Source organism: Cellulomonas sp. zg-ZUI22 (assembly GCF_017353535.1).
GTDB lineage: Bacteria > Actinomycetota > Actinomycetes > Actinomycetales > Cellulomonadaceae > Cellulomonas > Cellulomonas wangleii.
In genome coordinates this window covers 102,653-122,503 of the sequence record NZ_JAFMUZ010000003.1, presented here as the reverse complement: position 1 = coordinate 122,503, position 19,851 = coordinate 102,653, and the positions used below count along the sequence as shown (strand labels likewise).

At 75.5% G+C, this 19,851-nt stretch carries 17 protein-coding genes and 1 pseudogene; 12 read left to right on the top strand and 6 right to left on the bottom strand.

Annotated features, from left to right (window positions below; translation table 11 throughout):
- Nucleotides 1–3 precede the first annotated feature (3 nt).
- The 6 genes from J1G43_RS11900 to rny all read left to right on the top strand — a co-directional run bounded on the left by J1G43_RS11900 (nt 4) and on the right by rny (nt 8,815).
- Nucleotides 4–2,196, top strand: a complete 2,193-nt coding sequence (locus J1G43_RS11900) for an alkaline phosphatase family protein (RefSeq protein ID WP_207341372.1) — start codon at nt 4–6, stop codon at nt 2,194–2,196.
- Nucleotides 2,193–2,978, top strand: coding sequence for an MBL fold metallo-hydrolase (locus J1G43_RS11895; RefSeq protein ID WP_207370707.1), 786 nt, complete (start codon nt 2,193–2,195; stop codon nt 2,976–2,978). The genes J1G43_RS11900 and J1G43_RS11895 overlap by 4 nt, the downstream gene beginning before the upstream one ends.
- Nucleotides 2,979–3,193: 215 nt before the next feature.
- Entirely contained in the window at nt 3,194–4,234 is a 1,041-nt protein-coding gene (gene recA / locus J1G43_RS11890) for a recombinase RecA (RefSeq protein ID WP_207341370.1), read from the top strand.
- A gap of 5 nt (nt 4,235–4,239) precedes the next feature.
- Entirely contained in the window at nt 4,240–4,839 is a 600-nt protein-coding gene (locus J1G43_RS11885; protein WP_207370706.1) for a regulatory protein RecX, read from the top strand.
- 45 nt (nt 4,840–4,884) lie between these two features.
- Nucleotides 4,885–7,200 (top strand): DEAD/DEAH box helicase, encoded by a 2,316-nt coding sequence (locus tag J1G43_RS19065; protein WP_207370705.1) that lies wholly within the window; start codon nt 4,885–4,887, stop codon nt 7,198–7,200.
- Nucleotides 7,201–7,282: 82 nt separating this feature from the next.
- Nucleotides 7,283–8,815, top strand: a complete 1,533-nt coding sequence (gene rny / locus J1G43_RS11875) for a ribonuclease Y (protein WP_207341367.1) — start codon at nt 7,283–7,285, stop codon at nt 8,813–8,815.
- 48 nt (nt 8,816–8,863) lie between these two features.
- On the opposite strand, the gene J1G43_RS11870 is transcribed toward rny, so the two are convergent.
- The 4 genes from J1G43_RS11870 to J1G43_RS11855 form a co-directional block, all read right to left on the bottom strand.
- Complete coding sequence (locus J1G43_RS11870) at nt 8,864–9,727, bottom strand: amino acid ABC transporter permease (protein ID WP_207370704.1); 864 nt, start codon at nt 9,725–9,727, stop codon at nt 8,864–8,866.
- Complete coding sequence (locus tag J1G43_RS11865; RefSeq protein WP_207341365.1) at nt 9,724–10,413, bottom strand: amino acid ABC transporter permease; 690 nt, start codon at nt 10,411–10,413, stop codon at nt 9,724–9,726. The genes J1G43_RS11870 and J1G43_RS11865 overlap by 4 nt, the downstream gene beginning before the upstream one ends.
- Before the next feature lie 88 nt (nt 10,414–10,501).
- Entirely contained in the window at nt 10,502–11,371 is an 870-nt protein-coding gene (locus J1G43_RS11860) for a glutamate ABC transporter substrate-binding protein (protein ID WP_207378504.1), read from the bottom strand.
- Between the two features lie 60 nt (nt 11,372–11,431).
- Complete coding sequence (locus J1G43_RS11855) at nt 11,432–12,226, bottom strand: amino acid ABC transporter ATP-binding protein (protein WP_207341363.1); 795 nt, start codon at nt 12,224–12,226, stop codon at nt 11,432–11,434.
- 181 nt (nt 12,227–12,407) lie between these two features.
- On the opposite strand from J1G43_RS11855, the gene miaB reads away from it, so the two are divergent.
- On the top strand, nt 12,408–14,009 hold the full coding sequence (gene miaB / locus J1G43_RS11850; protein ID WP_207378503.1) for a tRNA (N6-isopentenyl adenosine(37)-C2)-methylthiotransferase MiaB: 1,602 nt from the start codon (nt 12,408–12,410) through the stop codon (nt 14,007–14,009).
- A gap of 108 nt (nt 14,010–14,117) precedes the next feature.
- Nucleotides 14,118–15,707 carry an aspartate:alanine exchanger family transporter gene (locus J1G43_RS11845; RefSeq protein WP_207341361.1) on the top strand — a complete coding sequence of 530 codons (1,590 nt, stop codon included), beginning with the start codon at nt 14,118–14,120 and terminating at the stop codon, nt 15,705–15,707.
- 3 nt (nt 15,708–15,710) lie between these two features.
- Here the strand turns inward: J1G43_RS11845 and J1G43_RS11840 are convergent, their stop codons facing one another.
- Both J1G43_RS11840 and J1G43_RS11835 read right to left on the bottom strand, forming a co-directional pair.
- Nucleotides 15,711–16,229: a YbjN domain-containing protein gene (locus tag J1G43_RS11840; protein WP_207378502.1), complete on the bottom strand. Its 519-nt coding sequence runs from the start codon at nt 16,227–16,229 to the stop codon at nt 15,711–15,713.
- Complete coding sequence (locus J1G43_RS11835; RefSeq protein WP_207341359.1) at nt 16,226–16,810, bottom strand: YbjN domain-containing protein; 585 nt, start codon at nt 16,808–16,810, stop codon at nt 16,226–16,228. The genes J1G43_RS11840 and J1G43_RS11835 overlap by 4 nt, the downstream gene beginning before the upstream one ends.
- 85 nt (nt 16,811–16,895) lie before the next feature.
- Here J1G43_RS11835 and J1G43_RS11830 point away from each other — a divergent pair, with 85 nt between their 5' ends.
- The 4 genes and pseudogenes from J1G43_RS11830 to J1G43_RS19060 all read left to right on the top strand — a co-directional run.
- A complete protein-coding gene (locus J1G43_RS11830; protein WP_207370702.1) occupies nt 16,896–17,660 on the top strand; it encodes a hypothetical protein in 765 nt (254 codons plus the stop codon).
- Nucleotides 17,657–18,613, top strand: coding sequence for a tRNA (adenosine(37)-N6)-dimethylallyltransferase MiaA (miaA, locus tag J1G43_RS11825; protein WP_207378501.1), 957 nt, complete (start codon nt 17,657–17,659; stop codon nt 18,611–18,613). Before J1G43_RS11830 ends, miaA begins: the two co-directional genes overlap by 4 nt.
- Nucleotides 18,610–19,593 carry a diaminopimelate epimerase gene (dapF, locus tag J1G43_RS11820; RefSeq protein ID WP_207378500.1) on the top strand — a complete coding sequence of 328 codons (984 nt, stop codon included), beginning with the start codon at nt 18,610–18,612 and terminating at the stop codon, nt 19,591–19,593. Before miaA ends, dapF begins: the two co-directional genes overlap by 4 nt.
- A pseudogene (locus J1G43_RS19060) lies at nt 19,590–19,844 on the top strand (TlpA family protein disulfide reductase); the annotation flags it as partial. The gene dapF and the pseudogene J1G43_RS19060, both read left to right, overlap by 4 nt.
- Nucleotides 19,845–19,851 lie beyond the last annotated feature (7 nt).

The window sequence follows — 19,851 nt, the reverse complement described above, 5'->3', positions numbered from 1 at the left end:
GCGATGACCGGGCCCGCGGCGGAGGGCGCGGGCGACCGCCCCGCGCCGGCGGGCCGCGCGCGGTGGCTGCCCCGCACCGGCGACCTCCTCGACGCGCTGTTCGCGCTCGCCGTGACGGCGCTCGGGCTCGGGATCGCGATCGCCCTGGTGGACGGGATCACCGCCGTCACGCCCTGGGGCGTGCTGCTGGTCGCGCTCGCGGTGGGCGTCGGCGACCTCGCGCTCCGCGCCCCGCTGCGGCTGCTGGCCGGGGTGGCGGGTGCCGGCGGTGCCCTCGTCACGGGCCTGGCGGCGCAGGTCCTGGTCGTGTGGGCGGCGCTGCTGGTCGCGCCGGGCGTCGAGGTGCGTTCGGGGTGGTCGGTGCTGTGGGTCCTGCTCGTCACCGCGGCCGTCATGGCCGCGGGGCGGTGGCTGTGGGGGTCGAGCGACAACGCGTACGTCGTGGCCGACGTGGTGCGTCGGGCGCGGCGCCGCGGCGACGCGCGGGGCGCCCCGGCCGGTGCGGCGCGGCCGCCCGGGCTGCTCGTCGTGCAGCTGGACGGCGTGGGTGCACCCGTCCTGGAGCAGGCCATGGACGCCGGGCTGGTCCCGACCCTGCAGCGCTGGGTCGACTCCGGGAGCCACCGGCTGACCACCTGGTGGTCGGCCGTCCCCAGCACGACGCCCGCGGCGCAGGCAGGCCTGCTGCACGGGGCCGCCGACGCGATCCCGGCGTTCCGCTGGTGGGACCGCGGCCTGGGCCGGCTGGTCGTGACCAACCATCCCGCCGACGCGGCCGTCGTCGAGGAGCGGATGAGCGACGGGACGGGGCTGCTGTCGGGCGGGGGCACGGCGGTCGCGACCATGTTCTCGGGCGACGCGGCGTCGTCGTACCTGGTGATGAGCCGCAGCCGGCGTCACGGGCTGGGCCCCGGTCCCGGGTACGTGCGCTTCTTCGCCCGCCCGTTCGTGCTGGCCCGCGCCGTGGCCGGCACCGCGGGCGAGATCGTCAAGGAGCTCTACCAGGCCCGTCGGCAGGCGGTGTACGACGTCCGCCCGCGGGTGTCCCGGGGCGGCTGGTACGTGCTGCTGCGCGCGGTGTCCAACGTGCTGCTGCGCGACCTGGCCACGTCGCTCGTCGCGGAGGCGCTGGTGCGCGGCGACCCGACGGTCTACGTCGACCTGGTCGACTACGACGAGGTCGCGCACCACGCCGGCCCCACACGCCCCGAGGCGCTGCGCTCGCTCGAGGGCCTCGACCAGGTCGTGCGGATCCTCGACGAGGTGGCGCCCCTGGCGCCCCGCCGGTACGACGTGGTCGTGCTCTCCGACCACGGCCAGACACTCGGGGCGACGTTCGAGCAGGTGGAGGGCCGGTCCCTGCTGGAGACCGTCCGGGCCCTGATGGCCGAGCCCGACCTCGAGGGCGTCGAGAGCGCCGACGGCGAGGGCTGGGGTCCGCTCAACACGCTGCTGACCAGCGTGCTCGGGCGGCCGACCGACCCCGTCGTGCTCGGCCCGGACGCCGGCGCCGACCGGCACCGGGGGCGGGTGCGCGAGGACGGCGTCCCGCGCGTGCGGGAGCACGGCCGGGCCGCGCGCTCGACCGCCGACGCCGGTGGGGCCGTGCCCGACGTGGTCGTGGTGGGTTCGGGCAACCTCGGGCTCGTGTGGTTCCCCGAGGCGCCCGAGCGACTGCTGCTGGAGGACCTGGAGGAGCGGTGGCCAGGCCTGGTGGCCGGGCTGGCGGCGCGACCCGCCGTCGGCGTCGTCGTCGTCGACTCCCGGACGCGCGGGCTCGTCGCGGTCGGTGACGCGGGCCTGCGCCTGCTGGAGGCCGACGGCGACGTGGTCGAGGGCGTGGACCCGTTGGCCGCGTACCCGTCGCGCGCCCGGGCGGACCTCGCGCGCGCCGCGCGGCTGCCGCACACCGGCGACCTGCTGCTGGTCTCCACCGTGGGTCCGCGGGACCAGGTCCACGCGTTCGAGGGCCAGGTCGGGTCGCACGGCGGCCTGGGTGGCGCGCAGAACCTCGCGTTCCTGCTGCACCCGGCGGACCTGGGGGTCGACGACGCGCGGTGCGAGGACGTCGACGGGCACCGCATGCTGGTCGGCGCGGACGCGGTGCACGCACAGCTGGTCGCGTGGCTCGACGAGCGCGGTCTGCGACCGCGCCAGGTCGCGACGGGGCGGCCCACCACGGCGGAGCGCGCATGAGCGTGCGGGCGCGCTGGCTGGGGCACGCGACGGTCGTGCTCGACGTCGGCGGCGTGCGGCTCGTCACGGATCCCCTGCTGCTGCCGCACGCCGGGCTGCTGCGCCGCCGCGGGGCCGCCCCGCGGCGGGCCGACTGGCGCGGCGCGGCCGCCGTGCTCCTGTCGCACCTGCACCACGACCACGCCGAGCTCGCGTCGCTGCGCATGCTGGGGTCGGTGCCCGTGCTCGCCGCGCCCTCGAGCGCCCACTGGCTCAGCACGCACGGTGTGGACGGCGTCGGGCTGCCCGAGGGCCGGTGGCGGACCGTCGCGGGCGACGTGCGGGTGCGCACGGTCCCGGCCGAGCACGGTCACCGCCCCATGCCGCACCGCCCGAACGCCGCGACCGGGTTCGTCGTGCGCGGTGGCGGGGTGACGGTGTGGTTCGCCGGGGACACCGGATCGTTCCCGGGGCTGGCACGCGTCCCGGAGCTCGCCGGCGCGCCCGTGGACCTCGCGCTCGTCCCGGTCGGCGGGTGGGGTCCGCGGCTGTCGGGGGGCCACCTCGACCCCGTGGAGGCGGCCCGGGTGTGCGCCCTGGTGGGGGCCCGGGTCGCGGTGCCCGTGCACTGGGGCACGCTGCACGCCCCCGCCGGCCGCCGGCTGCCGCCGGGGTGGATGGACCGGGGCGGGCGGGCGTTCGAGGCGGCGGTGCGCCGGGTGGCGCCGGGCGTGCGGCCGTGCGTGCTCGCGCCCGGCGGGGCCGTGGTGGTCGACCCGGTGCCGGGACCCGCCGCGCCGTGAGCGACGCCCGCGTGTCGTGGTGGGCGTCGAACAGGTGTTCGGGTAGCGTGGTGCCCGGTGACACGGTCGAGCCGACCACAGCCCCACCCGGTGACGAGCCGGTCGCGGGGAGGGGGCGGTCCGGTCGGGATGTCGGTGGTCGGGCATAGCGTCGCCGCGACAAGACCAGCCCCCGCAGGCGCAGCACGTGCTGCACGAGACGACGAGGTGGACCCATGCCCGCTGCTCCTGACCGTTCCAAGGCCCTCGAGGCCGCCCTCAGCCAGATCGACCGCCAGTTCGGCAAGGGCTCGGTCATGCGCCTCGGTGACGAGACCCGGGCTCCCGTCGAGGTCATCCCGACCGGTTCGATCGCGCTGGACATCGCGCTCGGCATCGGCGGGCTGCCCCGTGGGCGCGTCGTCGAGGTGTACGGGCCGGAGTCCTCCGGCAAGACCACCGTCGCGCTGCACGCCGTCGCCAACGCCCAGAAGGCCGGTGGCATCGCCGCGTTCATCGACGCCGAGCACGCGCTCGACCCCGAGTACGCGAAGAAGCTGGGCGTCGACACCGACGCGCTGCTCGTGTCGCAGCCGGACACCGGGGAGCAGGCGCTCGAGATCATGGACACCCTGATCCGCTCGGGCGCGATCGACATCATCGTCATCGACTCCGTCGCCGCTCTCGTGCCGAAGGCGGAGATCGAGGGCGAGATGGGCGACTCGCACGTCGGTCTGCAGGCGCGGCTGATGTCGCAGGCGCTGCGCAAGATCACCGGTGCCCTCAACTCGTCCGGCACCACGGCGATCTTCATCAACCAGCTGCGCGAGAAGATCGGCGTGTTCTTCGGCAGCCCCGAGACCACCACGGGTGGCAAGGCGCTCAAGTTCTACGCCTCGGTCCGCCTGGACATCCGGCGCATCGAGACCCTCAAGGAGGGCACCGAGGCGGTCGGCAACCGCACGCGCGTCAAGGTCGTGAAGAACAAGATGGCGCCGCCGTTCAAGCAGGCCGAGTTCGACATCCTGTACGGCGTCGGGATCTCCCGCGAGGGCTCGCTCATCGACATGGGCGTGGAGCACGGCTTCGTCCGCAAGTCGGGTGCGTGGTTCACGTACGACGGCGACCAGCTGGGCCAGGGCAAGGAGAACGCGCGCAAGTTCCTGCGCGACAACCCCGACCTGGCCAACGAGCTGGACAAGAAGATCAAGGAGAAGCTCGGCATCGGTGCCAAGGTCGACGCCCCGGCCGACGCGCCGGTCCCGGTCGACTTCTGAGCGCCGTGACGGGTGCCACCGGCCGGTCCGCGGCGCGTCGCCGCGGCCGGCCGGCGACCGAGCCGCCGCCGGACGGCGCCGCGGCGCAGGACCTGGAGCCCGACCCCGAGTCGGTCGCCCGCAGCATCGTCCTGCGCAGACTGGCCGCCGCCGCGCAGTCGCGGGGGCAGCTGGCCGACGCGCTCGCACGGCGTGACGTGCCGCTCGACGTCGCGACCCGCGTGCTCGACCGCTTCACCGAGGTCGGTCTGATCGACGACGCGGAGTACGCGCGCATGTTCGTGCGGTCGCGGCATGCGGAGCGTGGTCTGTCGCGTCGGGCGCTCGGCGTCGAGCTGCGCCGCAAGGGCATCGACGACGAGACCGCCGCAGCCGCGCTGCAGGATCTCGACGACGAGGACGAGGAGCAGGCTGCACGCGAGCTCGTGCGCCGGCGCCTGCGGTCCACGGCCGGCCTCGAGGCGCCGGTCCGCGTCCGGCGCACCTACGGCGCGCTCGGCCGCAAGGGATACGCCCCGGGCCTGGTCGCCCGGCTCGTGCGCGAGGAGCTGGCGGCCGAGGGGCTCGCTGACGACGACATGGTGAGCACCCCGCCCGACGACTGACGGGTGGGAGCGGCGCCGGGCCCGGGCCGTGCGATCATCCGGGACGTGTCCACGTCCGTCGAGCCCGAGATCGGGCACCCGGCGCGCGCACTGGTCGACCGGAGCGTGGCGCTCGCCGACCGGGCGCGGGGCGTCATCGACCACCTCGACGCGGCCGTCCTGCAGGTCGCGGACGCCGTGGCGCGCGACCGCGGGCGACGGGTGCTCGCCGAGCTGGCGCTCGTCCCGGTCACCCGCCTCGGCGACGCCACCGACCGCAACCTGCGCCTCGGTCGGCTGGAGGACGCGGGCTACCGCGTCGCGGCGGACCTCGTCGGGGTCCCCGCCGCCGTCCTGGAGCAGGTCCCGGGCGTCGGGCCGCGCACCGCGCGGGCGACCGCGGCGGCCGTCGAGCAGCTCGCCGACGCGGTGCGGGAGGTGACGGCCCCGCGGCTGCGGCTCGACCGCGCCGACGGCGCCCCGGACGTGCTCGCCACCACCCGGCTGCTCGCCCTGCTGGCCCGGACGCTGCGCCTCGAGCCGCTCGTCGGTCCGCACCGCCGGGAGCTCACGGACCACGTGCGCACGGTCGACGCGTGCGCACCGGCGGCAGCCGTCGCCCGGCACCGGCTGCGGTACGCGCTGGCCCGGCGCCCGACCAAGGAGGCGGCCGTGCGGGCGCTGCGCCTGCTCGCCGACGCGGACCACTGGGCGGAGCACTCGGGGCTCCCCGCGCTCGTCGACAGGTTGCAGGCCGCCTGTGCCGAGCCCGACCCGCCGCAGGCGGCGCTCTGGGACGACGTCGAGACGCGGCCCGCCACGTACACCACGGAGCTGCTGCGGCTGGTCCCGCACGCCGTCGACGTCGCCGTCGAGCGTGGGCTGCTCGCCGCCGAGCTGGCGGCCCAGGTCGCGGACCACCCCCTCGACACCAGGGGGCTGCGGGTCCGGCTGCGCGGCTACCAGGACTTCGGGGCGCGGTTCCTGCTGCACCAGGGGCGTGCGCTGCTCGGCGACGAGATGGGCCTGGGCAAGACGGTCCAGGCCGTGGCGGCCATGGCGCACGTCGCGGCGCAGGGTGCGACCCACCTGCTCGTCGTGTGCCCCGCGAGCGTGCTGGTCACCTGGCAGCGGGAGATCGAGCGGCACTCCACGCTCACCGTGGTCCGTGTGCACGGCCGCGACGCGGCCGCCGCGGGGGAGAGGTGGCGACGCGAGGGCGGTGTCGCGGTGGCCACGTTCGGCTCCCTGCACCATGTGCCCCCGCTCGACGCCCCGGATCGCGTCCCGGCCACCGGTGCCCAAGGTCGCCCCGAGCCCGCCGACGGCACGGGCACGTGGTCCGTCGGCGGCGCCCCGCTCGGCATGCTCGTCGTCGACGAGGCGCACCTCGTCAAGAACCCCCGGGCGGCGCGGTCCCGCGCGGTCGCTGCGTGGGCGGGGCGCACCTTCCGCGTCGCGCTGCTCACGGGCACCCCGATGGAGAACCGCGTCGGGGACTTCGTCGCGCTCGTCCGCCTGGTCCAGCCCGACCTCGCCGACGGTCTGCCGCGCCACCTGGGTGCTGCGGGCAGGGACGCGTTCCGGCGGGCCGTCGCGCCGGTCTACCTGCGCCGGGACCGGGACGACGTGCTGGTCGAGCTCCCGGCGCTCACCGTGGTGGACGAGTGGGAGGAGCTGACACCCGAGGGGCGGCGCCGGTACCGCGACGCCGTGGCTCGCGGGGACCTCATGGGGATGCGGCGCGCCGCGTCCGTCCACGCGGGCCACCCGACGTCCGGGAAGCTGGGCCGGCTCCTGGAGGTCGTCGCCGACGCGCGGGCGCACGGCCGTCGGGTGGTGGTCTTCTCCTGGTTCCGCGAGGTGCTGGACGTCGTGGCGCAGGCGCTGGTCACCCACGGCGGCGCGACCGTGCTCGGCCCGCTCACGGGTGACGTGCCACCGCACCGCCGCCAGGAGCTGGTCGACGAGCTGGCGCGGCTCGACCCCGCCGCCGGTGCGGTGCTCGTCGCGCAGGTGCAGGCCGGCGGCGTCGGTCTCAACCTGCAGTGCGCATCCGTCGCGGTGCTCTGCGAGCCGCAGCTGACGCCCGCGACCGAGGCCCAGGCGTTCGCCCGGCTGCACCGCATGGGCCAGCTGCGCCCGGTGACCGCGCACCGGCTGCTGGCCGAGGGCACGGTCGACGAGCGGCTGGTCGCGCTGCTGGCCGAGAAGTCCCGCGAGTTCGACCTCTACGTGCGCGACTCCCTGCTGGCCGAGCAGACCGTCCGAGCCGTCGACGTCACGGAGCCCGAGCTGGCACGGGACCTGGTCGCGTGGGAGCAGGCGCAGTGGGGGAACGGCCCGCTGTGGGACGAGCTCGCCGACCCGGCGACCCGCTGACCGCGCGGCGGGACGTCGCCGGGGCGTGCACCGGCGACAATGGTCGCGGCGCCGTGGGCGCGCCGACACTGGAGGAGGTGCCGTGGAGCCGGGTGCGATCGCCACCGTGGTGGGTCTGCTGGGGGCGTGCCTCGTCGCACTCATCCTCGTCCTCACGGCACGTCGGGAGGCCGACGACCAGCGTCGTCGGGCCGTGCAGGACGTCGCGCAGATCCGCGACGACGCGCGCGCGATGCTGGCCGACGCCGAGCGCCGGGAGCGTCGCGTCGCGGACAGGGAGCGGGAGCTCGCCGCCGAGCGCACGGAGCTCGCCGAGCTCGAGCGCCGCACCCGCAGCGACGCGGACGCCCTGGCGGAGGCGCGCCGGGCGGGGGCGCGCGAGCTCGACAAGGCGGAGCGGGTCGCGGCCCGCACGCTGGCGGACGCGGACCGGGCGGCCAACGAGCGGCTCGCGGACGCCCGGGCGCAGGCCCGCGCCGAGCTCGAGTCCGTGAGCGGCCTGACGCAGGACGAGGCGCTCACCGAGCTGACGCGCCGGATCACGGCCCAGGCGGTCGACGCCGCGGCGGCGCAGGTCCGCCGCACCGAGGCGCAGGCGCGGCGCACGGCGGACGCCCGCGCGCGGCGGATCGTCGCGACGGCCGTGCAGCGGGTCGCCGTGCCCACGAGCGCACAGCCCGTCGTCACGATCCTGCCGCTGCCGTCGGACGAGATGAAGGGCCGCATCATCGGCAAGGAGGGCCGCAACATCCGGCACTTCGAGGCCCTGACCGGCGTGAACGTCCTGGTGGACGAGACCCCGGACACCGTGGTGCTCTCCTGCTTCGACGCGGAGCGCCGGGAGGTCGCCCAGGTGGCCCTCGAGGCCCTGATGGCGGACGGCCGGATCCATCCGCAGCGCATCGAGGCCGCCTACGCCGAGGCCCTGGCCGGCGCCGACGACAGGCACGACGCGGCCGGCCACGACGCGGTCGAGCGCGCCGGGATCGACCACCTGCACGCCGACCTCGTGCGGACGATGGGCCGGCTGCGGCTGCGGTCGTCGTACGGGCAGAACGTGCTGGAGCACCTCGTCGAGAGCGCTCAGATCGCGGCGGCCATCGCTGCCGAGGTGGGCGCGGACGTCGCGGTCGCCCGACGCGCGGCGTTCCTGCACGACGTGGGCAAGGCGCTGACCGGTGAGGTCGCGGGGACGCACGCCGCGGTGGGCGCGGACCTGGCGCGGCGGCTGGGGGAGTCCGACGCCGTGGTCAACGCGATCGCCGCGCACCACGACGAGGTGCCCCCGGCGACGGTCGAGGCGGTGCTGGTGCAGGCCGCCGACGCGGTCTCCGCGGCCCGTCCGGGTGCCCGCCGGCAGGAGATCGACCAGTACGTCGAGCGCATGGGTGAGCTGGAGTCCCTCGTCGCGGCGCACCAGGGCGTGCGCCGCGTGCTCGCCATGGCCGCCGGTCGGGAGGTGCGCGTCGTCGTCGAGCCCGACGAGGTGGACGACCGCGCGCTGCCCCAGCTCGCCTCGGCCATCGCCAAGCACATCGAGGCGGACCTGACGTACCCGGGGGAGATCCGGGTGACGGTCGTGCGCGAGCTGCGCGCGAGCGCCACCGCGGGCTGACGAACGGCGCCCGGCCGGCGCACCGCACCGGCCGGGCGCCGGCGCACGTCAGCTCGTGGTGCCTGCCGCCAGCGTGGGTGCCTCGGCCTTCGCGGCCCCGGCGGTGAGCCGGTCCACGCGGGACGCGAGCCGCTCCGCGAGCGTCGTCAGCAGGTAGTTGATGACGATGAAGACGACGGCCACGACCAGCAGCGACTGCAGGATGTTGCCGTTCCCGGAGCCGAAGCGGCGCGCGGCGTCGAGCAGCTCGGGGTAGGTGATGATCGCGCCCAGCGCCGTGTCCTTGAGGATGACGACGAGCTGGCTGGCGATCGCCGGGAGCATCGCGATGAGCGCCTGCGGGACCTCCACGAGACGCAGGGACTGCGACGGCCGCAGCCCGACGGCCAGGGCCGCCTCGCGCTGCCCGTTCGGCAGGCTGTGGACGCCGGAGCGCACCAGCTCGGCGAACACCGACCCGTTGTACAGCGTGAGGCCCAGCACGACGGCCAGCAGGGGGACGTCCCGGGGCTCGACGAGCCGCAGCTGGGAGATGCCCGTGTAGAAGAAGACCATCATGAGCAGCACGGGGACCGCCCGGAAGAACTCGACGACCGTGCCGCAGACCCATCGAACGACGCGGGAGCCCGCCAGCCTGCCGAGCCCGAACACGAACCCGAACAGCGCCGACGCGACGATGGCGAGCCCGGCGGCCCGCAGCGTGTCGCGCAGCCCGGGCAGCAGGTAGTCCGACCAGGTGCCGGCCTCGAGGAAGGGCTGCCACAGCGCGGGCGCGAGCTGCCCCTTGCGCTCCAGCAGCACGAGGGCCCACGCCGCGACCCCGGCGACCACGACGGCGGCCACGGCGTTGACCATGCGCATCCGTCGCCGCGTGCGCGGTCCCGGGACGTCGAACAGGACGAGGCCGCTCACCGGGCCACCGCCAGCCGCCGCGACAGCGTGGTGGTCGCGAGCCCGATGGGGACGACGAGGGCGACGTAGCCGATGGCGAAGGTGAGGAAGATCGCGAGGATGACGTCGGGTCGGAACTCGATCATGGTCCGCATGAGTCCTGAGGTCTCGGCCACCGAGCCGGCGGCGGCGACGGTGGAGTTCTTCAGCAGCGCGATCAGGACGTTGCCCAGCGGTGCGACCGCGCCGCGGAACGCCTGGGGCAGGATGACCAGCCGAGCGGCCGACCAGAACCCCAGGCCGATGGCACGGGCGGCCTCCGCCTGCCCGACGGGCACGGTGTTGACCCCGGACCTCAGCGCCTCGCACACGAACGCCGCGTGGTAGACCGCCAGGCCCAGCACGGCGAGGCGGAAGAAGTTGGTCTGGAAGTCGGTCGACAGCGTCAGGCCGAGCTGCCCCCACAGGCCGAGCACGCAGAACACGATGATGATCGTCAGCGGCGTGTTGCGCAGCAGCGTCACGTACGTGGCGCCCGCCCACCGCAGGCTCGGCACGGGGGAGATCCGCATGACCGCCAGGAGCGTGCCGATGACCAGCGCGATGACGGCGGCGTAGAGCGTGAGCTGGATGTTCACCCAGAACGCCGCGAGCACGTCGAACTCGTCGAACAGGGACAGGAACTGGTCGAGGTACCCCTCGTCCACCGGGCCTCCCGTGGGTGCGGTGCGGTGAGCAGGCCCGGGACCGGCCCGCGTGTGCGGGTCCGGCCCCGGGCCGGTGGTCGTGCGGGCGTCAGGCGCAGGCGGCCACGGCGGGCGGGTTCAGCTCCTCGTTGGGCTCGTAGCCCGACGCGCCGACAGCCTCGTCCAGAGCCTCCTGCCACGCCCCGGACTCGATCATCTCGGTGATCGCGGCGTTGACGTCCTCGCAGACGTCGTTGTCCTGCGGCAGGCCGACCCCGTAGTTCTCCTCGGAGAACGGCGCGCCGACGACCTTGACCTTGCCCTCGTTGGCGGGGAGCGCGGCCAGGCCGGCGAGGATGATGTCGTCCGTCGTGACGGCGTCGACCGTGCCCGCCACCAGGGCCGTGACGCACTCCGCGTACCCCGGCTGCTCGAGCAGGTCCGTCCCGGTCGCGTACTCGTCCTTGATGCGCTGCGCGGACGTCGAGCTCGTCACCGAGCACAGCGTCTTGCCCTCGAGGTCCTCGGGGCCGGAGACGGAGTCGTCGTCCGCCGCGACGAGCAGGTCCTGCCCGGCGACGAAGTACGGCCCGGCGAACGCGATGACCTCCTTGCGCTTGTCGGTGATCGAGTACGTCGCGAAGATCATGTCGACCTGGCCGTTCTGCAGCATCGTCTCGCGCTGCTGCGACGGCGCCTGCACCCACTCGATCTGGTCCGCGCCGTACCCGAGCTTCTCGGCGACGTACGTCGCGACCGCGACGTCGAACCCGGTGTACTCGCTGCCGTCCTGGTACCCCAGGCCGGGCTGGTCGAACTTGATGCCGATCCGCAGGGTGCCCTCGGCGCCACCGCTGTCCTCGGTGGCACCGGAACCGGGCTCGGCGGTGCTCTCGGCGGCGTCGTCGCCGCCGGAGCAGGCGCCCAGCGTCAGTGCCGCCACAGCGGTGAGGGCGATCGCCAGTCGTCGTGCACGCATCTGTGCTTCCCTTCGTCGTCCTGCATCGGGTCGGTCGTCGCGCTGCCCGCAGGGCAGCGGTCAGTGGGTGAGGATCTTGGACAGGAAGTCGCGGGCCCGCTCGCTGCGGGGCGCGGTGAAGAACGTCTCGGGGTCCGCCTCCTCGACGACCTGACCGGCGTCCATGAAGACCACGCGCTGCGCCGCGCGGCGTGCGAAGCCCATCTCGTGCGTGACGACGACCATCGTCATGCCGTCGTGCGCGAGCCCGACCATGACGTCGAGGACCTCGTTGATCATCTCGGGGTCCAGCGCGGAGGTCGGCTCGTCGAAGAGCATGGCCTTGGGCTTCATCGCCAGGGCCCGCGCGATCGCGACGCGCTGCTGCTGACCGCCGGACAGCTGCGCGGGCCGCTTGGCGGCCTGGTCGGCGACGCCGACGCGCTCCAGCAGGTCCATCGCCGTCGCCCTGGCCTCGGCGGGCCGCACGCCCTTGGCCTTGACCTGGCCGAGCGTCACGTTCTCCAGGACCGTCTTGTGCGCGAAGAGGTTGAACGACTGGAAGACCATGCCGACGTCGGCCCGCAGCCGGGCCAGCTCGCGCCCCTCGCTGGGCAGCGGCTTGCCGTCGATCGTGATGGTCCCGGAGTCGATGGTCTCGAGCCGGTTGATGGTCCGGCACAGGGTCGACTTGCCCGAGCCCGACGGGCCGATGACGACGACCACCTCGCCGCGGTGGATGGTCAGGTCGACGTCGCGCAGCACGTGCAGCGCGCCGAAGTGCTTGTCGACGTGGTCGAGGACGATGAGCGGGTCACCGGTCGGGCGCGGCGTCGCGTCCGTGGGGCTCGGCTCCGCCGTGATGCTGTCGGCCATTGGTCGAACCTACGGGTGAGATGTTGCGGATGTCACGAATGGACGTCACGGTCCAGTAACAGGACGTTCACACGGGACCTGCCGGTCCGGGCGGTAAGGGCGGTTCGCCGGCCGCCGCGCCGGGGCCGCCGTCGCGCCCGCCGTTCGGAGGGCGCCGGGGCGGGGACGTACCCTGGGAGTGATGTCCACGACCCTGCCCTCCCCGGTGCTCGCGCACGCCCCCGAGCACTCGTCGGCCGACGCGCGCCCGCGCACCTACCTGGTCAAGACGCTCGGCTGCCAGATGAACGTGCACGACTCCGAGCACATGGCCGGCATGCTCGAGCAGGCCGGGTACGTGCCCGCGGCACCCGCGGACGCGGCCGCCGAGGACGTCGACGTCCTGGTCATCAACACGTGCGCCGTCCGGGAGAACGCGGCCGACAAGCTGTACGGCAACCTGGGCCGGCTGGCCGGCACCAAGCGGACGCGTCCCGGGGGCATGCAGATCGCGGTGGGCGGTTGCCTGGCGCAGAAGGACCGCGCGGGGATCGTCGAGCGCGCCCCCTGGGTCGACGTGGTGTTCGGCACGCACAACCTCGACGTGCTGCCCACGCTGCTGGAGCGGGCGCGGCACAACGCCGCCGCCCAGGTGGAGATCGCCGAGTCCCTGCAGGTCTTCCCGAGCACCCTGCCGACGCGCCGCGAGTCCGTGTACGCCGGCTGGGTCTCCATCAGCGTGGGGTGCAACAACACCTGCACGTTCTGCATCGTGCCCCACCTGCGCGGCAAGGAGCGCGACCGGCGTCCGGGGGAGGTCCTCGCGGAGGTCGAGGCGCTGGTGGCCACGGGCGCCATCGAGGTGACGCTGCTCGGGCAGAACGTCAACTCCTACGGCGTCGGGTTCGGCGACCGGCACGCGTTCGGCAAGCTCCTGCGCGCCGTCGGCGCCGTGCCCGGCCTCGAGCGCGTGCGGTTCACGTCCCCGCACCCCGCGGCGTTCACCGACGACGTGATCGACGCGATGGCGAGCACGCCGACGGTCATGCCGCAGCTGCACATGCCGCTGCAGTCCGGCTCCGACCGGGTGCTGCGGGCCATGCGCCGGTCGTACCGGGCGGACAGGTTCCTGGGCATCCTCGAGCGCGTGCGGGCCGCCATCCCGCACGCGGCGATCACCACGGACGTCATCGTCGGGTTCCCTGGGGAGACGGACGAGGACTTCGAGCAGACCCTGCGCGTCGTCGAGGAGTCCCGCTTCTCCTCCGCGTTCACGTTCCAGTACTCCCCGCGGCCGGGCACGCCCGCCGCGGACCTGCCGGACCAGCTGCCCAAGCACGTCGTGCAGGAGCGGTACGAGCGGCTGGTCGCGCTGCAGGAGCGGATCTCCGCCGAGGAGAACGCCGCCCAGGTCGGCCGCACCGTGGACGTGCTCGTCGCCGAGGGCGAGGGGCGCAAGGACGGCGCCACGGCGCGCATCTCCGGCCGTGCGCAGGACAACCGGCTGGTGCACCTGGCGCTCCCCGTCGGCCTGGACCCGGCCGACGCCCCCCGCCCGGGTGACCTGGTGACCGTCGTGGTGACGCACGGCGCCCCCCACCACCTGGTGGCGGACTCCGGCCTGCTCCCGGGCGGCGTCTTCCGGGTGCGGCGCACCCGGGCCGGCGACGCCTGGCAGGTGCGGGCGGAGGGCCGCGAGGAGCACGCGCACGGTGGGTCCGGCGGCGGCTGCGGCACGGGTGCTCCCGCGCCGGCGGGGCCGGTCGTGCTCGGCCTGCCCGCGGTCGGTCGCCCGGGCGCCTGACGCCGCCGGGGACCGGGCGACCCGGGCCCTTCGGACCAGGCAGTCGGCACCGGTCAGGTCTTGAATGGGCTGGACGGCGTCGCCGTCCCGCACCCCCGTGGAGCCGTCATGTCCGAGGTCTTCCTCTTCCTCGCCCAGCAGCCCGTCCTCCTGCTGTTCGTCGTCATCGGTGTCGGCTCGGCCGTCGGGCACATCCGGGTTCGCGGCGTCGGGCTCGGGGCCGCCGCGGTGCTGTTCCTGGCCATCGGCCTCTCGGCCTGGGCCGCGTCGTACGGCGTGGACCTCGAGATCACCGAGGCGCTGGGCACGCTCGGGCTGTGCCTGTTCACGTTCTGCGTCGGCCTGGTGTCCGGTGCCACCTTCTTCTCCTCGCTGCGCCGCAGCCTCGCGCCGATCCTGGCCGTGGCCGGCGTCCTGGTGGCCAGCGCGGCCGTCGCGACGGGGGTCGGCAGCGTCCTCGGGCTGGACCGCGCGGTCGTCGCGGGCGCCTGGGCCGGTGCGGTCACCAACACCCCCGCGCTGGCGGCGGCCCGTGACGCCGCGGGCGACGCGACCGGCCCGACCATCGGGTACGCCGTCACGTACCTGTTCGGCGTCGTGGGCATGCTCGTCGCGGTGTCCCTCGCGCTGCGGCACCGGGACCTCGACACCGACGCCCCGCCGACGCTCGTGACCCGTACCGTGCGCGTCGAGGCCACCGGGCGACCCCGCATCGAGGACCTGGAGGACCGGCACGGCGACCGCATCAAGTTCTCCCGCGTGCGGCGCGGCGAGGAGGCGCCCATCCGTACCGCGGACGGGGGAGACCTGCTCCTGCTCGACGACCTCGTCACGGTCGTGGGACCCGCGGAGGACGTCGACGCGGTCACGCGCGAGCTCGGGCACGCCTCGTCGCACCGGCTGGAGGCGGACCGCCTCTACCTGGACATGCGGCGCATGACGGTGTCCGCGGAGCGGGCCGCCGGGCGCACGATCGGTGAGCTTGACCTGCTGCACCGGTTCGGTGCCACGATCTCGCGGGTGCGGCGCGGGGACGTCGACGTCGTCGCCACCGACGACTTCCAGCTGCAGCTCGGCGACCGGGTGCGCGTCATCGCGCCCCGCGAGCGCATGGCGGAGGTCTCGGCGTGGTTCGGCGACTCGGCGCGCGGGCTCTCGGACATCGTGCCGGTCGTCCTGGGCGTCGGCATGACCCTCGGGATCCTGCTGGGCGCCGTCGCGTTCCCCGTGCCCGGCGGCCACTTCGCGGTCGGGTCGGCGGCGGGCACGCTGCTGGTCGGGCTCGTTCTGGGCCGGCTGGGACGCGTCGGGCCGGTCGTCACGGCCATGCCCTACACGGCGGCGCAGGCCATCGCCGAGCTCGGCCTGCTGATCTTCCTCGCCCAGGCGGGCACGCGGGCCGGCGCGCAGATCGGTGCCGCGTTCACGTCGGGGGACTGGTTGCGCATCCTGCTGCTGGGCGCGGTCGTGACGACGTTCGTCGCGACCGGGCTGTACCTCGTCATGCGTCGGGTGTTCCGGGTCGGCGGGACCCGGCTGTCGGGGATCGTGGCCGGCACGCAGACGCAGCCCGCCGTCCTGGCGTTCGCGAACGGCCGGACGGGGTACGACGCGCGGGTCGCCCTGGGCTACGCCCTGGTGTACCCGGCGGCGATGGTCACCAAGATCGTCCTGGGGCAGCTGCTGGGCGGGTTGTGAGCGTCAGTTGTCGGGCACGTCCGGCGGCTGGACGTCGCCGGGCACGACGGGCTCCAGCGCGGCGAAGAGCTGCACGCCGGTGCCCAGCCCGCAGGCCAGCAGCTGCGCCAGCTGCAGGTCCGTGACCCCGGGCTCCAGGTCCGCCGAGACCTCGGCGTACACGGCGAGCATGCCCTCCTCCTCGCGCACGTAGGCCTTCGGCCAGATGCGCTCGCGGTTCCAGTCGTTGATCGCCAGCGCCAGCGCGCGACGCTGCTCGATGGGGAGCGTGCGCTGCCACCTCCCGCGGACCTGCAGGATCTCCTGCTGCTCGCCCAGCAGCAGGAACCAGAAGCGGCTGCCGTCCCACGTGCCGGTGAGGTCACCGTCGTCGTCCACGACGAACCGGTAGCCGCGCCCCAGGAGGTAGTCGGCCACGCGGTCCCGCGTCAGGGGACGCGGCGGCTCGTCGTCCAGCGGTGTCGTCTTGGTCGGCTTGGGCAGGCCGCCGAGGACCCGCAGGAGCCACCCGGGCGCGCTCACGGCGCCGCCCCGGCCGGGTCCGGGTACCGCTCGTCCAGCGCGTCGAAGAGCATGCTGCCGGTCGACAGGCCGCAGAACAGGATCTGGCTGAGCTGGGCGTCGGTGGCACCGTGCTCGAGGTCGGTGGCCACCTCGGCGACCACGTGGACGCGGCCGTTGTCCCGCACCCGGGCGTACGCCTTGGGCCAGATGCGCTCGGCGTTCCACTCGTTGCACAGGTCGAGGACCTCCTCGAGCCGCTCGATCGCGAGCTCGCGGTGCCACTGTCCGCGCACCTGCAGGATCTCCGACTGCGCGCCGAAGAGGAAGAAGTAGAACAGCCGGCCCCGCCACAGGCCGCCCAGGTCGCCGTCGTTGTCGACGAAGTACGAGAACTGGTTGTCGGTCATCCACGACGCGATCCGCGCGGGGGAGACCGGCGTCGGTGCGGCGGAGCGGTGCTCGACCGTCCCCAGCTCGCGGGCCAGCAGCTCGGCGACACGCTCGTGGAGGTCGGCGTCGTCCACACCGACCTCGGGCGTGCCGGTGACCGGGCGGGTGCCGGACCACCACCGGCGTGCGCGCTGACGGAACCACCCCATGCGCCGACCCTACCCGGCACCACCGACGACCGGCCTGCCGGTGCGCGCGGCAGGCCCGGGGCCTGCGGCGGGTTACGGTCGGTCCGTGCTCGTCGCCGCCGCCCTCGTCCCCGACACGGTGCTCCTGCTGCCCGGCGTCGCGGGGCGGGCCCCCGAGGACCCCGCGCCGGTCGCGCTGCGGTCGGCGGCGGCCACCGCCGCGGCGCGTGCGGTCGCCCACGCCGACCGTGTGGTCGTGGTCGCGCCCGGCCGGGTCACGCGCTGCGTCGTCGGGTCCGTGCACGGCGGTGCCGGGGCCGCGGGGGTACCGGACCACCTGCTCGGCGCGCCCGTGCCCGACGTCGTCCTCGGCCCCGTCCCCGGTGCCCCGCCCGTCCCGGGGGCCCCGGGCACCGGTGCGGTCGTGGGGCTGCGGACCGTCCTCGACGCGGGTGTCGCGGCGGACCGGCTGCACCTGCTCGAGGTCGCGCCCGGCCCGGCGGACGCGCTGCGCGCCGTGGGCGCGGCGGTCGGCACCGGCGCGCCCACCGCACTGGTCCTCGTGGGCTCGGGGTCCGCACGGCACGGTCCGGGCGCCCCGCTGCCGCCCGACGCGCGGGCACCCGCGTGGGACGGTGCTGTCGTGGCCGCGCTGCGCGCAGGCGGCACCCGGGCCCGCGAGGCGCTCGCAGGGGCGGACGCGCGGACCGCGGCCGACCTGGCCGCCACCGGCTGGGCACCGTGGCAGGTGCTGGTCGGTGCGCTCGACGCGCTGCCGCCCGACGCGCCCGCCCCGACGCCGGAGGTGCTGCGCGCGGACGTGTGGCACGGCGCCGCCCACGCCGTCGTGCTCTGGCAGGTCGCACCGTGAGCCTCGTCGTCGCGGTCGTCGGCCCCACCGCCACCGGCAAGTCCGACCTCGCCCTCGGCCTGGCGCAGGCCCTGGGCGCGGAGGTCGTCAACACCGACGCCCTGCAGCTGTACCGCGGGATGGACGTCGGTACGGCGAAGCTGGCCCCGGAGGAGCGCCGCGGGATCCCGCACCACCTGCTGGACGTGCTGGACCCGCGGGAGGAGGCGTCCGTCGCGGACTACCAGCTGCTCGCGCGCGGTGTGCTGCGGGACCTCGACGCCCGGGGCTCGCGGGCCGTGGCCGTCGGGGGCTCGGGCCTGTACGTGCGCGCCCTGCTGGACCGCATGGAGTTCCCCGGCACCGACCCGGGGCTGCGCGCGCGCCTCGAGGAGCGCGTCGAGGTGGAGGGCGTCCGCGCCCTGCACGACGAGCTGGCCGCGCTGGACCCGGTCGCCGCGGCCGGCATCGGGCCGCGCAACGCCCGCCGCGTGGTGCGCGCGCTGGAGGTCGTCGCCCTGACGGGACGTCCGTACTCCGCGAACCTGCCCCGCCACGAGTACGAGGTGCCGGCCCTGCAGATCGGCCTGGACTGCGACCGGGCCGCGCTGGACGCACGCATCGAGGTGCGCGTGGACCGGATGTGGGACGGCGGCCTGCTGGAGGAGGTGGAGCGCCTCGAGCGGCACGGGCTGGGTCGCACGGCGTCCCGTGCGGTCGGGTACGCCCAGGCGCTCGCCCAGCTGCACGGTGAGCTCGACGCCGACGCGGCGCGTGCCGCGACGGCCGCCGGGACGCGGCGGCTCGCCCGCAAGCAGATGGGCTGGTTCGGGCGCGACCCGCGCGTCCACTGGCTCGACGCCCGCGACCCGGACCTCGTCGCGCACGCGCTCGAGCTGGTCGAGGCGGCCGACGCGGACCGCCTGCCGCGGCCCGACCCGCACGCGCCCGTGCGCCGTACGCTGGGTTCGTGACCGCCCCCACCACCCCCGTCGCGAGCACCCACGCGAGCACCGCCGCGAGCACCCACGCGCCCGTGACGCTCGCCGCCGTCCGGGGGCACGGCACGCAGAACGACTTCGTGCTGCTGGACGACCGGGACGGCCGGCTGGACCTGACGGCGGCGCTCGTCGCGCGGCTGTGCGACCGCCGGGCGGGCGTGGGCGGGGACGGCGTCATCCGCCTGGTCGCCACCCGGCACGTCCCCGACGCACCGGACGCCACCGCCGGGACCCCGTGGTTCATGGACTACCGCAACGCGGACGGGTCGATCGCGCAGATGTGCGGCAACGGCGTGCGCGTGTTCGCGCGGTTCGCGCAGCGACTGGGGCTGTGGGACCCCGCCACCGGGCCGCTCGCGGTCGGGACGCGTGCCGGGGTGCGGGCCGTCGCGGCCACGGAGCCCGACGTCGGGTCCGGCCCGTGGTTCACCGTCGGGATGGGGTCCGTCACCCTGCCCGCCGGCCCCGACGCCCTCGCGACCGGCGGGGACGCGCAGGTGGACGTGGCCGGCCTGACCGTGACGCGACCGGGCCTGTCCGTCGACGTGGGCAACCCGCACACGGTGGTCGTGCTGGCGCAGGAGCAGGACCTGGAGGCGGCGGACCTGACGCGGGCGCCGGACGTGACACCCCTGCCCCCGCAGGGCACGAACGTCGAGCTCGTGGTGCCGTTGGGCGAGCAGGTCGCGGCCGACGGGACGGTCGTGGGTCGGCTGCGGATGCGGGTGCACGAACGGGGCGTGGGCGAGACCCGCTCGTGCGGGACGGGCGCGGTCGCGGCGGCAGCAGCGGTCCGTGCCTGGGGCGGACCGCAGGCCCCCGGTACGTGGCTCGTCGACGTCCCGGGCGGCACGCTGCGGGTCACGCTGCACGCCGACGGGCGGGCGGACCTCGCCGGGCCGGCCGTGCTGGTGGCCGACGTGGCCGTGGACGTGGCGGCGCTGGACGCGTGACGGCGGCGTTCACGGCGGCGGACCTCGGTTCGCCGCTGGGGGAGCGGGCCACGCTGCTGCAGGTGTCGACGGCGTTCTGCGCGCCGTGCCGTGCGGCCCGGCGCGTCCTGGCGCGCGTGGCCGACGCGGTCCCCGGGGTGCGGCACGTCGAGGTCGACGTGGCGGACGCCCCGCACCTCGCCGCCGCACTGGCCGTCACCGCCACCCCGACGGTCGTGGTCCTCGACGCCGACGGCGCGGTCGTCGCCCGGGCGCAGG